Origin of the sequence: Aeoliella sp. (genome assembly GCF_965227375.1) — a bacterium.
Lineage (GTDB): Bacteria > Planctomycetota > Planctomycetia > Pirellulales > Lacipirellulaceae > Aeoliella.
Genome location: NZ_CBDDFX010000002.1, coordinates 170573 through 184946 on the forward strand (window position 1 = coordinate 170573; position 14374 = coordinate 184946).

Consider the following 14374-nt stretch of genomic DNA (forward strand, 5'->3'; position numbering starts at 1 on the left):
AAAGGTCGCTGACGTCGCCTTCTCGGCGCTGACGGACTGTGAGGCACTCGCACGCAAGGCGCACGTGCGTGTCGCGAGCCCCCCGACTATCGGTGAAATTCGAACTCACCGGCGCATTTTCCACCGCACAATCCGCAGTACCGGGACACTCGTACCAATCGGGTCGGTTCTCCGGCCTGCAAATAGGGCAATCCGCAGTTCTTGGGCTATGTTTATGTCGTGCCTGAAATCAGCCCCCCTGCCGCAGCTCCAGGTCTATAGGACGAGCGATGTCCACGACTTCCACCAAAATTCGTTGTCCGAAAGGCTATGTGCGGCTGTCGCCAAGCATGCTGCGGAAAGTGAACGATCTTCCCGTCGCGATTTACTACTGCGACGGCGAGTCGGATCGCGCTGTGCTGTTCCGCGAGGCGAACGTCCAAGTGGACGAACACACGCTGGACGAGCTGATCGAGTCGAAGGGGAGCAACCTCTTCCTTCGCACTTCGGACTTCAAGAACACCTGTGCGGAACTGCTCGATTCGCTCGGCGATCTGGTGTCGGACGACACCATGGAGCCGACCGATCGCTTTTCGATGCTTCAAGCAGCGGTGAGCTTCGAAGTCGAACGCACGCTCAAGGCCATCGACCCCAGTCACTATGTGGGGCTGGTGGCGGACGTCTCGCGGCACATCAACGCATTGGTAACCCAGAACGACTTGGTGCCCGAAGAGTTGTTCGCCATCGCACGCCACGATTCGCAGACGTTTACCCACGTGACAAACACAGCCAGCTACGCAACGATGCTGGCGGAAAAGTTGGGAATCACCGACGACGCGGAACTCGACCAAATCGCCATGGGAGCCATGTTGCACGACATGGGCAAACGGTCGATTCCCAGCCACATTCTATCCAAGCCGGGAAGGCTTACCACCGAAGAGCGAGAGCTAATTCAAACGCACCCCCAACGTGGGTACGAAGAGCTGGTAACCCGTATCGACGTATCGCACGAACAAAAGCTGATGGTTTACCAGCACCATGAACACTTCGATGGCAACGGGTATCCAGTTCGTATCCGTGGAAGCGAGATTCATCCTTGGGCACGGCTGCTATCGGTAGTCGACGTGTTCGACGCACTTACGGGAAGCCGGCCCTATCGTAGACCAATGACGATGCACGAGGCGGCCGAGTTCATCGAGAGCCGAGCCGGGACTCAGTTCGACAAGGAGATGGCCCAATGTTGGGTAGCTGCGGTCAAGAGCAACTAACCGTACCGGCGTGGGAGTCCATTGCCGATCGAGCGCGTTTGCCCCTGTTGGCGGACGAGTACCTCGATAAGCAAGGTCCGATGCCTGTGAAGCCGGATAGCCGACGTGGCTACCACAGGATGTACCTCCGCAGCCACGCAGTCATGCTCTACGGCGACCGATTCTATGCAGCCTACCTGTCGGACGTATCACGAACCGGCGCGGGATTCTACTCACCTGTCCAATTGCTGCCAGCCAGTCGTATTCAACTCTGGTTGGCCGATGGAAGACATGTGTGCGTGACGGTCAAGAACTGCGTCCGATTGGAAGATCAGTGCTACCGCTGCGGCGCGGAGTACTTGAAAGACTGACTCGCAAGTTGGTCGTTTCGGCCATCGCCTACTCCAACACCCGGCAAGCCAGGAACATCAAGGTGGCGGGCTGACCCGTCGACGAATCGCCACTGGACGCCATCACCACCACGGCGCCACCGTTGGGGCAGCCAATCGTGGAGTTTTGGGTGAGCGTGCGCATGCGGGCTATATCGGTCTCTTTGCCATCCTTGCCCTCGAAGATGGCCACGTCTGTTGGTTCGAGATAGGAGTCTTCGTAGCGAAGTTGGCTCAAGATAAGCGAGTGAGACTCTACTTTGGCTTTGCCTTCGAAGATCACCCCCACGTTTTCGAACTGAACAGTGGAAGCTCGACCAAACTGGGTCTGTCTTACACCATGAACGCGTGGTTCTCGGCTGCCAAGTTGCAGGATGAACTGATGATTGTCCAATGCCGAAGCCATCATGTACTGCGACTGTGCCACGACCCCCTTTTGCTCCAGGTCCCTGACCCGAGATTGCACGGCTTTGCGGTCCTTGAGCGGTCGGCCGGCTTTATCCAGCACGTCGACGTCGGTATCGGGCGATAGTCGCAGCACCCACAGCTCGAACTGCACGATCTTCGTGCTATTGGCCGAGTCGGGCTGTGTGGCAACTTCGACAGGGGGCGTCGACTCTTCAGCATCCTGAGCGAGTGACGACGTTGCAAAGCAGTACAGCAATGCAATCGATAGCGAGACGGCTTGGCGCATGATGGAGCCCTCCTAAGCGACGAAAGATGGTCCACGAATCGGTGAACCTATCGCTCATTCTAAGGACTTTGCTGGAGCGACTGCAAGTTTTCCTAGGCCAGACAAGCCTACGGAGCAAGCTGCTCGGCCGCCACCCCTTCGCGGCACGCTTTGGTGATACCGGCGGAGTCGAGGCCCAAGTCGGCTAGCAGTTCTTCCCGCTCGCCATGTTCGACGTACAGGTCCGGTATGCCCAAGCGGCGAAGGTGCGTGGTCTCCACGCCGGCCGAGTTGGCCGCTTCGAGTACCGCCGAGCCAAAGCCCGTGGCCAGCGCTGCTTCTTCCACGGTGACTACCAGCGGCGTTTCACGCAGCGCCCGCAGCATGGTATCGGTATCCAGTGGCTTGGCGAAGCGCGCGTTCACAACGCCGAAGTCGAGACCTTCCTCGTCCAGAAGGGCGGCCGCTTCGAGGCATTCGGCGAGCAGTGCGCCGTACGCGATGATGGTGCCATCGCGACCCCATCGCAGGATCTCGCTGGCGCCCAACTCGATCGGTGCGCGCTCCTGGCCATCAGTGCGAGCCACTCGCACCGCTTTGGCTTTGGGATAACGGACGCCGCACGGCGAGTTGTGCGACAGGGCGAAGTCGAGCATCTCGACCAGGTCGTGCTCGTCGCCAGGTGCCATGAGCACCATGTTGGGAAACAGCCGCATGTAGCCGATGTCGAACACGCCGTGGTGCGTGGGACCATCGGGCCCGGAAAGTCCGCCGCGGTCCATCATGAACGTGACCGGCAGGTTCTGCAGCGCGACTTCCTGGAACACGTGATCGAACGCGCGTTGCAGGAAGGTGCTGTAGATGTCGACGATCGGCCGCAACCCGACCTTCGCATGTCCGGCGGCAAACGCCACGGTGTGGGCTTCGCAGATGCCGGTATCGAAGAAACGTTGAGGGAACTCTTCGCGAATCGGCTCGAGCTTGTTGCCCTGGCACATCGCGGCGGTCATCACGGTCACACGTTCGTCGCGCCGCATCGCATCGCCGATCGCGTCCCGCGCCACGTGGGTGTAGCTGCGTGACGAGGAACTCTTCATCTCCACGATCTCGTCGTCGCGGCGGCTAAACTGTGGCGGCGCGTGGAACAGCACCGGGTCCTCGGCCGCTGGCCGGAAGCCGTGACCTTTCTCGGTGACCACATGCAGCAGGATCGGCCCGTCGAGTTGCCGCGCCATCCGCAGGTACTTGCGCAGCAGTGCGATGTTGTGGCCGTCGATGGGGCCAAAGTATCGCATGCCGAGTTCTTCGAACATCATGCCGCCGCTCAGGCCAGCCTTGGCGGCTTCCTTCACTTGCACCAGGAACCGTTCGACCGGATCGCCTAGCACCGGCACGCTGGAAAGCATGCGGGCGATCTCGTCCTTCAGTCCGATGTAGCCACGGTTCATTCGCAGTCGATCGAGGTAGTCGGCCATGCCGCCGACGCGCGGGCAGATCGACATTTCGTTGTCGTTGAGCACCACCATCAGCCGGCGGCCGAGCAGCTTGGCATTGTTAATCGCCTCGTGCACCACGCCCGACGGGAAGGCCCCGTCGCCGATCACCGCCACGCTCCAGCGATTCTCGTCGCACCGCGCCAAGTCGTCGCCGCTCGCCAAGCCCAACGCCGTGGCGACACTCGAGCCAGCGTGGCCGGTGCAAAACAGGTCGTAGTCGCTCTCTTCCGGGTTGGGATAACCCATCAACCCGCCTTTGGTGCGGATGGTGGGAAACTCGTCGTACCTGCCGGTGAGCAGTTTGTGTGGGTAGATCTGGTGGCCCGTATCCCATATCAAGCGGTCGCGCAAAAAGTCGAACGTCTGGTGCAGCGCGATGGCGAGTTCCACCACGCCCAGGTTCGAAGCGAAGTGGGCGCTGCGGGCCGAGACCAGATTGCACAGCACGTCGCGAATCTCGTCGGCCAGGCGTTCCAGCTCTGGCAGCGACATCTTCTCCAATTCGCGAGGCGAAGTGAGAGAGGGCAAAATCGGTTCGGGGGTCTTTTTGGTCATGTTCTATTTGGTTCGATCCACCAGCATTCGGGCCAGTAGCCGCAGCGGTTCTGCAGCATGGCCGAACACTTCAAGTACCGCCTGGGCCTCGGCCACCAGTCGCTCGACCAGTTGCCGGCTCTCTTCGATTCCGACCAGCGTGGCGTAGGTCAGTTTTCCTCGGTCGGCGTCTTTGCCAACCCGTTTGCCTACTTCCTGTTCGTCCCCCCGGGCGTCCAGCAGGTCGTCGGTGATCTGGAAGACCAACCCGAACTTCTCTCCGTACGTGGCCAGGGCGGCCTTTTGTTCGCCAGTGGCCTCGGCCACCAGGGCGCCGAGTTCCAGCGACACGAGAATCATGGCGGCCGTCTTGCGATGGTGAATCGCTTCGAGCCGCGACCGTTCGTCGCCGCCGCCCGCGCCGGCCAGATCGTCCGCCTGCCCGCCCACCAGCAGCGTTGCCCCCGCCGCTCGGCCGAGCGCGGCGCACGCCTCGGCGGCGACCCTCGCCGGTGTGAGTTCGGTGGCCAGCACCTCGAACGCTCGCGCCTGCAGGGCGTCGCCCACCAGGATGGCCGTGGCTTCGTCGAATTTCTTGTGACAGGTAGGCAGTCCGCGGCGCAGGTCGTCGTCGTCCATCGCCGGCAGGTCGTCGTGCACCAGCGAGTAGGCGTGGATGAACTCCACCGCGCAGGCGGCTGGCATGGCTCGCAGGGTATCGTCGCCGCAAGCCCGCGAGGCCAGTAGCGTGAGTAGCGGGCGAAGGCGCTTCCCGGGAGCCAGCACCGCGTACCGCATGGCGTCGGCCAGGCGAGCAGGGCAGCCATCGTCGAATTCTAGACGCTCGGCCAAGGCCGTTTCGACCTGGGCGCGCATCGAGTCCATTTCCGAAAGCAATTCAGCGTCAGGGGCGAGCGAAGGCACAGAGTCGGACAAGGCAGGGGAGGGGGAGGGATTTCGGACCTGTTGGTCAACCTTCTATTCTAAAACAGCGTCGCCCCATCGTCCACGTCGCTCCGGCGACGACTTCGGGCACTTTTCTTGGTTTCCAGCGACTCATCCGCCTCGTCATCCAGTGGCCGGACCACCGGATTTCCGGCTGCATCGAAGCCTGAAAGCAGCTCGATCTTCCGCGTAGCCTGCTGCAACTGGGCGTGGCACTGCTTCAGATGCGCGATGCCAGATTCGTACCGCTCGAGGGCCTCGGACAGGCCTAGCTCGCCGCTCTCCAAGTCGCCAACGATGGTCTCGAGTTCCGCGAGCGCTTGCTCGAACGAAGGCTGATCTTTGGCCGCTTGTTTGCGTTTTACCTTCTTCTTTTTTGCCATGGTGAATTAGCTATGTGGGTCGTGCAGTTAACCGCCGAGGCAGGTGTGCCTTCGGCTAGCGGGTTATTAGTCGATCTTTGTTACTTCGCTTACGGCTTCGCCTTCGGCCAGGCGGGTTCGCAGTTGTTGTCCTACCTTGAGCTTCGCGGAGGAGCGGATCACTTTGCCGGTTCGTGCGTCTTGCGTCACGCTGTACCCGCGACCGAGTACGGCCAGTGGGCTGAGCGACTCGAGCTTGCCGGCCAGCGCCGCCACGCGGTGGCTCCGCTCGCCGAGCAGGTTGCGAATGGCTCGCTGGCTTCGCGCGTCGAGTTCGTCGACGCGGCGGGTGCGGTCTTCGATCGGAGCGTGCGGATGCGCGAGCACGCGCCGCGCCGCGAGTGAGTCGATCCGCTGCGCGGCGAACTGAATCACTCGTCGCATGGTGCCGTGCAACCGATCACCCAGCCGCGTGACGTGCGACGCCAACTCTTCCGAAGCAGGCACCACCCGCTCAGCGGCTTCGCTAGGCGTGAGCGCGCGAACGTCGGCCGCCAGGTCGCTGAGCGACACATCGATCTCGTGGCCTACAGCACTTACCGTGGGGATCGGGCACGCCGCCACAGCGCGGACCACGGGCTCCTCGTTGAACGCCCACAAGTCTTCCAGGCTGCCGCCACCACGGCCTACGACCAGCACGTCGAGCGGCGGTTTAAGGCGTGCGGCGGCTTTGATGCCCGCGGCAATCTCCGCAGCGGCGCCGTCGCCCTGCACGCGGGCTGGAATCACCAGCACATCGACCCCGGCCCAGCGCCGCCGCAGCACTTCCAGGAAGTCGCGAATCGCCGCGCCTGTGGGGCTCGTGACGAAGCCAATGCGGCGGGGGAACTTGGGCAGCGGACGTTTACGTTCGGGTGCGAACAGTCCTTCGCGGGCCAGCTTCTCGCGCAGTTGTCTGAGGGCGAGTTCCAGCGCGCCGACGCCTTGCGGGTGCGCGCGATCGACCACCAGTTGGTAGCTGCCTCGCGGCGCGTAGACGTCCAGCCGCCCGTGACACACCAGCTCCAGCCCGTCGGTCATGTTGAAATCGAGCCGCGAAGCAGAGCCGCGCCACATGACCGCGCGAATCTGCGCTTGATCGTCCTTCAGCGTGAAGTAGCAGTGCCCCGACTGTGGCCGCGAGAAATTCGATACCTCGCCGGCCACCCACACGTTGGGAAAACTCTCTTCGACCAGCACTTTGATGTGGGCCGTGAGTTGGGCGACCGACAGCGGACTCTGGTCCGATGCGCCGGGCTGCGTGGTGGTGTTGCTCGTGGCGGAACTCATCCGTTGGCCAATCCTTCAGCGGGAGAGAAACGGCCATTCTCTCAGGATTCGCCAGCGAAGAAAGCCCCCAACATTGGCAGCGGCAATGGCGAGCGAGGCTAGGCGGCGCGGGACGCGGCCATCGAGGGGGCCAATTCCATCGGCTGTGGCGGCGGGGCGAAGGTCCTCGGCAGGTCTTCTTCGCCTACGCGGCGTTTGCCGCTTTCGGCCCAGGCGTAGGCTTCGTCGGTCAGCTCGGTGAGCAACCGCTCGACGGCCACGCGATAGGGCTCGATGTCGTTGCGCTCCAGCCCGCGCGGAATGGTGACGCGAGGGCCCGTCACCGCACGGGCGCGGCTCATGGGACGTGGGATCGCAAAGCGGTCCCAACTGTTCACACGCCACGGCCGGTCGTAACCGAAGCCTAGCGGAATGATCGGCAGCCCGGTGCGCGAAGCCAGGTAAATCGGCCCGAACGCCAGTCGCCGTCGGGGTCCGCGAGGTCCGTCGGGTGTGATGGTGATGTGCTCGGTGCGGCTTCGTTGCACGAGCTGCTCGAGCGCCTCGCGGCCGCCGTGACCCGTGGAGCCGCGCACCGTGCCAAAGCCACTGAATCGCGCGACCTCGGCCAGGATGTCGGCGTCGCGGTGCCGGCTGAGTAGCATCGACAGGTGGCACCGCCCGCGCAAGTAGAGCGGGAACAGGATGTTCTCGTGCCAGAAGATGTAGATGCCAGGATGCGGCGGACCGTTGATTGGGTCGATCGAGCGATCGTAGTGCAGCACGCGATAGTCGAGCGACGCCATCCAACGGCGAATGCTCTTGGTAAGCAATAGTCCGGCCAGGCCAGTCGTGTATCGATTGGAGAGCTTCATCGGATCGCAAACCGACATGCGAACAGAGTCAAAGGACAAGCAGTAGTAGCCTGCTTCGTACTTTGAAACTCGAAACTTAAACCTATCTCCGGATGCGAGTGGACCGGCGATGCCAGCTGGCTGCTAGCTAATGTTCCACTCGCCGGAAAACACTTCTTCCGCCGGACCTGTCATATACACATGATTGTCGGTTTCGTTCCACTCCAATTCGAGCTCGCCGCCCAGCAGTTCGATGGTCACCTTGCGATTCGTGCGGCCAGTCAACACGCCAGCGACGCACACGGCGCTGGCGCCGGTGCCGCATGCTAGCGTTTCGCCGCTGCCGCGTTCCCAGGTGCGCTGGCGCAAGCGGTCGGGTGCTAGCTGTTCGACGAATTCGACGTTCACGCGATTGGGGAACGCTTCGTGGCGCTCCAGGATCGGTCCGACGCGGAATACCAATTCGTCCGAAGCGTGATCGACGAACAGCACGCAGTGAGGATTGCCCATCGAGACGCTGGTCACGCGGAACAACGTGCCCAACGCGTTCACCGGCACAGCGACCACCGGATCGCCGGGTAGCAGGGTGGGGATGTGGGCGGCGTCGAGCACTGGCTCGCCCATGTCGACGCGGACACGGTCGACTTTGCCCGCAGTGGTCGAGACTTCCAAGGTGAGCACCTTGCCTGCCGACTCGATGGCGAGTTTGTCCTTCTTGGCGATGTCGTGGTCGTAAAGGTACTTGGCCACGCAGCGAATGCCGTTGCCGCACATCTCGCTGTAGGAACCATCGGCGTTGTACATCCGCATTTCAGCGTCGGCCTGCTCGCTGGGGCAGATCAAAATCAGCCCGTCGCCGCCCACGCCCAGGTGCCGATCGGCGACCTGGCGGGCCAGTTGTTCCACGTCGTCTGGAGTTGGTTGGGCGAAGCAATCGACATACACGTAATCGTTGCCCGCCCCGTGCATCTTGGTGAATTGCATTGCGGGGAGTGGATTCAGGAAACAGGGGTCAGGGACGCACCACTACCATTGTACGCCAAAGGGCCGAATCGCCGTAGAGCCAAACCTGGCGGGCCTAACGCCTGCGGCCTCTTTAACCCATCAAGTCCAATTGGTTGCCCGACTGGCCGGTAGGGTCCTTGCTCTTGGGAGGCTCGCTGGAGGGCGGAGGTTCGCCGGCCACTTGTTCGTCGGCGGCTTGCTGCTCGCCTTCGCCATCGTCCTCGTACATCCGGCGACCGTCAGCATCGCGGTCGCTGGTTTCAGAGTCTTCTTCGGTGGTGCCGATGCCCGAAGCCCGTTCGGACTTCTCGGCGGCGTCGGCTTGTCGCTCGGTGGCGGCCGACTGTTGTTGTGCCTTTTCCGCCTCACTGCCGCGAGTCTGCGACAGCGGAGCACCCGCCGCGCTGCCTTGCACGCCACCAAAAGAACCGATGCTCATTGGAGGACCTCGGAGTTACCAGGCGTTGGATTGTGTTGCTGACTCTATCCGCGGCTGGCGCCGTCGGCTCACTGCGATACGTACTTACCGATTCCAAAAGTTTCTTGAAGGCCGAGGGGTGGCGACGCCTTCGCCGCCGAGTTGCTCCATGAACTCGTTCACCGCCGGCAGCGCCTCGCGTTTCACGTCGGCATTTTCTACCGGACCGGTCACTTTGATCAACAGCAGATTGGCGCTCGCCTGGCCGATCATCGACTTCAGCAGCGGCACGTGCAAGTCGTTGCGGCCCACCGTGGAGTAGAACTTCAGGTTCAGTTGCCGGTCGAACGTCACGTCGCCGGCGCCATACAGGCTTACCGCATCGCCCAGCAGGTTGAGTTCATTGAAGTGAATCGTCGACCCGTCGAGCGTGAACTGAGCGTCGACCCCGTTGAACGCGGTTTTGTCAGGCACGCGGTTCCGCAGGACTTTGAGCATGCGGGCCATGACCGGCAATTCGTACATCTGGGCGTTGCGAACCTGGATGCGCCCGCCGCCGCCAAGAAGCTCGAGCGATCGGCCCATTCCGTTGAGTCTGGCTTGTCCGGAGAGCGTGCCGGTCAGGTCGACCGATCCGCCGAAGTAGTCGGTCGACACGCGCGCCAGGTCGCATTTGTCGATCGCCAGTGCTAGCTGGTACTGGGAAACCGTTTCGAGTGGCACCAACGCGTCGAGCGCCAAACGTCCGCCGTACAAGTCGGTCTCGACACTCTTCGAGACGTTCTTGCCGATGGGAATCTGCCGCTTCACGATTTGCTCGTAGGCGCCCTGGCCCAATCGGCATTCCTGCGAGTCAATCCACAACGGGCCGCGGACGTTGGTGAGCTGTACGCCGTTCCAAAACAGGCTGTCGAGTTCCAGTCGCCCAGCCGTGAAGCGAAGGTTGCCGTTATGCTGCCCGGTGAGGTGCACAATGCCGGAGACACTCTTCAGCGGCACGCCCACTTCGAGGTTGTTTTGCTGGCAACCAATCGAGACGATCCAGTCGCTTTGCAGGTTGGTCGAGCCCGCCATGAGTTGCGAGAAGCGGACGGTGCCGTTGTGGATGTCGAACGAACCTTGGGGGTTCAAGTAGCTGATGATGCGCTTGACTTGGGTGGGGGCGGCCTCGTTCAGGTCGAAGTCGGCCTTCAGGCGATCGACGTTCAAGCCGGTGAATTCGAGTTGCCAGCCTCCTTGCGGGTTGGGCACCCAGATGCCGTTGGTTTCGATGTGGGTCTGCCCGTGCTGCGCCTGCATGCCGGTGAAGGTGACTTGGTTGCCGACCACGTCGATTCGACCAGTGAGGTTTTCCAGTCGATAGGGAAACGGGGTGGGCTCGATCGTCACCGGCTCGATCGTTTGCGATCCAGGCAGCGGCACGATCGCCATGCGGACGTTCGGGCGGGTGTCGACGCCGATGTGGTGACCGACCTCGGCGCGGAAATGCACCCGGCCGCTTCGCGGGCGGATTTTCTCCCACGCGGTCCGGTGCACATCGGGTAGCGCCAGCCGCAGGGTGTCGTCCAGTGGCAGGTACTCGCCCACGATCGTCATCTGCAACTGGTGTCCGACGGGCGTTTTCGTGCAAGTGCCACTGGCGCGAACCACGCGCGTTGTGCCGGGGGCGTGGCTCACCACGTTTTTGAACTGCCACTTGCCGTTGCGCTCGGTGGCCGTGCCTTCGATGTGCGACAGGGGATAGGGGAACTTGTCGAATCGCAGTCGGGCGTCGTGGAACGTTAGATCGGTCGACTTTTGAGGTTCGCTGAATGGATCGGTCCGCCGAAACTCCCAGTCGACTGTCACGCGTCCTTTGGCGTCCAGTACGTCGACGATGCGGCGGACCTTGCCCTCTTCCGGTTCGATGGCGTCGACCACCGCATCGGTGATGGGGAGTCGCTCGCCATGGATCTTGAGCCAACCTACCGGTGGCAACGCTTCTCCTCCCAGCCGGCGGCACTCTCCCAGCCCCGGGAGGCCACTGAACTCGCCGTTGATCGTGATGGGGGTGCCTTCGACCTTGCCGGTGAGGTTGTCGATCACAAAGGTCGGACCGCTGCCGTTTTGTGTGACCAGTTTGAGCGTGCCGCCGCCTTGGGTGATTCGGTAGTCGAACTTCTTGCGGTCGGTGAACGAAGCGTCGCGACACGTGATGGTGATATTGGGGATCCACTGCGATCGGTTGAACTGCACCGCAGCCTGCACGTTCACACGCCCCGTGGGCTGAAAGCGCTCCCAGGCCTCGACCGCCTTGGGCGGGAGCATCTCGGCCAGCGTTTCGTCGATCAGCAAATCTTCGGCTCTGGCGCTGAGGGCCAGCGGCGCGTCGGACGTCCAGCCGCGGCGATCGAGCGCGAAGCTGACGCGAGACTTGCCGAACTTGGCGCTGGCTTCGCGGATCAGCAGTTGGCCACCGTTTGCACTGCCAGCAGCGTTGAGCGCCGTGAGTGACCGATGCACGCCCACGTACGTCACGCGACAGTTGGACGCGGTGAAGTCGGCATTCCAGCTCGGCGGTCCTGTCGCGCCGCGGCGGAAGCGAATCTTCGTATCGAGTCGCCCGTCCACTTCGCTCACCGGCGTGCATTGCGGTACTCGGCCCAGTAGTTTGGTCATGGTCGACGAGGAGAGATCGAGCCCGTCGATGGTCACTAGCAGGTCGAATTCGGGGCTTCCGCTTCTCACCGTCCCGCGAAAGCCGAATTTCTCAGCCAATTCGCCACCCACGGAGCCTTCGAGTTGGTAGGTCTTCAGCGGGGGAGCATCTTCGGATGCGGCCGGTTGTTGACCCGTGCACCTGGCCGTCAGGTTCACGTCTCGCAGCGCTAGCGGTTTACTATCGACCGCGCCATCGTCGATCGTCACCATCGCCCCAACCACTTCGACCACAGGTGGTTGGTCGCTGGTCGACGGCGGAGGAAACAGTTGGGCCACGTTCCAACTGCCATCGTGTTGCCGCACTGCGTGCAGGCGAGGGGTGCGCATGCGAATCCGATCGATGATCGGTTTGCCGGACGAGAGCGATTCGACGTCGAACGCACCCAGCAGTTGCATCTCGTCCACTTCGGCCAGCACTTGCAGGCGGCCATCGTTGCCGCGCTGGCTGAGCGTCAGGTTTTGCAGCATTACTCCGCGCCCTGGCTCGAAACGTGCCGCGCCCAGCTTCACGTCCAGTTGCGTGTAGTGGTTCGCCAACACTCCCTGGGCGTAGCGGCGCAACTCGTCGTCCAAGCGCCAGTAGAGGTAGCCGCCAATCACCAGCGCAGCGATCAGCACCGTAGCGATGCTCCACTTGAAAGCAAACCAACACAGGTTGACTAGCCGGCAGAAGATGGTGACCGCGTCCTTGCGGGTGAGGAGGTTGTAGCTTGTGGTTGTCGCCATCCGTGGCGACCCTCGGCGCGAGCGCGCAGCGCTGGCCCGGGATTTAGGCGGCAGGATAGTAGGTGGCCAGAGGGTAGGGGGTCAAGGGAAGTGCAGGCTAGGCGACGCTTCGGCAATCCACGCTAGCACCGCTCGAGCACCAGCATTGCCCCTTGGCGGCTAACGGAGATGCCGCCGGGTAGCTCAAAGGTGCTAGCGTCGTCGTCCAGCACGGCGGCCGCCAGACGCTGCCACTGCTGCATGCCCATCGCTTGCTCGCCCCAGCCAGCTTTGCGCCAGACGGTGCGGGCCACCTGCTGCACAACGATGGCTGGCTCGCTGGCAAGCGTTTGCGTATCGATCTGCATCCGGGGCGCCGGTTCGCCCGCTTCGATCTGCGCGGCTTGCGTGGCGAGCCTGTCTGCAATGGCCTCGATGGCGTCGCGCCACTCGCGAGCCTGTGAAGCGAGTCGCAGCAGCGACGCATCCGGATCGCTGGAAAGTCGGTCGCGTATCAACGGTAGCAAGTCGCGGCGAATCCAGTTGCGAGTGTAGTGGGCCTGGTCGTTCGTGGCGTCGTGGCGGTGGTCCTGCCCCAGTTCATGCAGGTAGGCTTCCACTTCCTGCCGATCGATCGTGAGCATCGGCCGCACCAGCGTCACCGCGGGGCTGAGTGGCCGGAACATGGGAATGCCCGTCAGGCCGTCGATGCCCGAACCGCGCAGCAGCCGCATCAGCACGGTTTCGACCTGATCATTCTGGGTGTGAGCCGTGGCTACGTACCGCGCCCCCTGCTGCTCGGCCACGGAGCGGAGGAACTCCATTCGGGCGCGGCGAGCCTGCTCTTCGGCGGTGAGGCTGCTGGGAGCCCTGGCCTGGTCGACTACGATGTCTAGGTTGAGTTTGCGTGCCAGGTCCGCCACCCAGGTGGCGTCGTTCTCCGAGGCGGTGCCACGCGTGCGATGGTTGAAGTGGGCCACGATCAGCCGGCCTTTGCCACGCGTTTGCTGGTGAATTTCAACCAGTGCCCGCAGCAGGGCCACGCTATCGGCCCCACCCGAAACGGCCACGACCACGTGGCACTTCCGCCAGGAGTCGCTGGGCCACGAACTGCAGATTGCGGAGGAGAACATGATTATTCGGCGCCGGGGCTAGTGTTGGGGGCTTTGTTCCATCCAATCCCGTGTTGCGATTTGACAAGTATTTGTTAGCATACAAGTTACAGCAATCCTGCCCCCCATGTCCTGTGGTGGGCCGAATTGTTGCAAGTAAGGCGAATGACGGAATTCCGTTGCGCTGCGATTGGGCGGTCTTGTACCGCATGGCAATCGCCTTGGCAGGTTACTCCAGTTGATGAATCTGAGCACGATTGTAAACAGTATTGCGACACGTTCGCAGCCGACCTGGTTGCTGCTGTTGCTTGTGGTTGGCTGGCTTTTGGCCCGCACCACCAGCGCTGCGCACTTCCATCGGCGGCGGACTATATCCGCGTGGCAGTCACCGCCCGCTCGGTCGCCACGTCCCGCCCGCCGTGCGGTCCGGGACGAGGGGTGGACGAGCGCGGGGTGGTGGTTGCCCGATGTTTTCGCAGGGCTCCAGGCCCACTGGCTTTATAGCTGGTTGGCTCGAGCTTTCAGCGATTGGCACGCACCCGGCGTTCCGCGTTGGCCAGGCTGCCCTCGGGTGGCATGGGCTGATGCCGGTCCGCCGCGGCCGAGCCAGCGACTAGCTTAGACTCATTGACTGACCTTCGGTTGCC

Annotated in this window: 12 protein-coding genes; 2 read left to right on the forward strand and 10 right to left on the reverse strand. The window is 62.6% G+C overall.

From position 1 onward, the window contains the following. The first annotated feature begins 269 nt into the window (after positions 1–269). Both ACQK2L_RS13750 and ACQK2L_RS13755 read left to right on the forward strand, forming a co-directional pair. Entirely contained in the window at positions 270–1247 is a 978-nt protein-coding gene (locus tag ACQK2L_RS13750; RefSeq protein WP_425397593.1) for an HD-GYP domain-containing protein, read from the forward strand. After that, the gene (locus tag ACQK2L_RS13755) at positions 1217–1597 is read left to right on the forward strand and encodes a PilZ domain-containing protein (protein WP_425397594.1); all 381 of its coding nucleotides are present in this window, start codon (positions 1217–1219) and stop codon (positions 1595–1597) included. Before ACQK2L_RS13750 ends, ACQK2L_RS13755 begins: the two co-directional genes overlap by 31 nt. A 28-nt stretch (positions 1598–1625) precedes the next feature. Here ACQK2L_RS13755 and ACQK2L_RS13760 read toward each other — a convergent pair whose 3' ends face one another. The 10 genes from ACQK2L_RS13760 to tilS form a co-directional block, all read right to left on the reverse strand. After that, a complete protein-coding gene (locus ACQK2L_RS13760; RefSeq protein ID WP_425397595.1) occupies positions 1626–2309 on the reverse strand; it encodes a hypothetical protein in 684 nt (227 codons plus the stop codon). A 107-nt stretch (positions 2310–2416) separates the two neighbouring features. Further along, complete coding sequence (dxs, locus tag ACQK2L_RS13765; RefSeq protein ID WP_425397596.1) at positions 2417–4339, reverse strand: 1-deoxy-D-xylulose-5-phosphate synthase; 1923 nt, start codon at positions 4337–4339, stop codon at positions 2417–2419. 3 nt (positions 4340–4342) lie between these two features. Next, positions 4343–5254 carry a polyprenyl synthetase family protein gene (locus ACQK2L_RS13770; RefSeq protein ID WP_425397597.1) on the reverse strand — a complete coding sequence of 304 codons (912 nt, stop codon included), beginning with the start codon at positions 5252–5254 and terminating at the stop codon, positions 4343–4345. A gap of 47 nt (positions 5255–5301) precedes the next feature. Continuing rightward, positions 5302–5646, reverse strand: a complete 345-nt coding sequence (gene xseB / locus ACQK2L_RS13775; RefSeq protein WP_425397598.1) for an exodeoxyribonuclease VII small subunit — start codon at positions 5644–5646, stop codon at positions 5302–5304. 66 nt (positions 5647–5712) lie between these two features. Continuing rightward, complete coding sequence (gene xseA, locus ACQK2L_RS13780; RefSeq protein ID WP_425397599.1) at positions 5713–6954, reverse strand: exodeoxyribonuclease VII large subunit; 1242 nt, start codon at positions 6952–6954, stop codon at positions 5713–5715. 98 nt (positions 6955–7052) lie between these two features. Beyond that, positions 7053–7847, reverse strand: a complete 795-nt coding sequence (locus ACQK2L_RS13785) for a lysophospholipid acyltransferase family protein (RefSeq protein WP_425397600.1) — start codon at positions 7845–7847, stop codon at positions 7053–7055. 84 nt (positions 7848–7931) lie between these two features. Next, the gene (gene dapF / locus ACQK2L_RS13790) at positions 7932–8771 is read right to left on the reverse strand and encodes a diaminopimelate epimerase (protein ID WP_425397601.1); all 840 of its coding nucleotides are present in this window, start codon (positions 8769–8771) and stop codon (positions 7932–7934) included. 112 nt (positions 8772–8883) lie between these two features. Further along, the gene (locus ACQK2L_RS13795; protein ID WP_425397602.1) at positions 8884–9231 is read right to left on the reverse strand and encodes a hypothetical protein; all 348 of its coding nucleotides are present in this window, start codon (positions 9229–9231) and stop codon (positions 8884–8886) included. Between the two features lie 84 nt (positions 9232–9315). Beyond that, positions 9316–12636 carry an AsmA-like C-terminal region-containing protein gene (locus tag ACQK2L_RS13800; RefSeq protein ID WP_425397603.1) on the reverse strand — a complete coding sequence of 1107 codons (3321 nt, stop codon included), beginning with the start codon at positions 12634–12636 and terminating at the stop codon, positions 9316–9318. A 122-nt stretch (positions 12637–12758) separates the two neighbouring features. Next, positions 12759–13748, reverse strand: coding sequence for a tRNA lysidine(34) synthetase TilS (tilS, locus tag ACQK2L_RS13805; protein WP_425397604.1), 990 nt, complete (start codon positions 13746–13748; stop codon positions 12759–12761). Between the last annotated feature and the right edge of the window lie 626 nt (positions 13749–14374).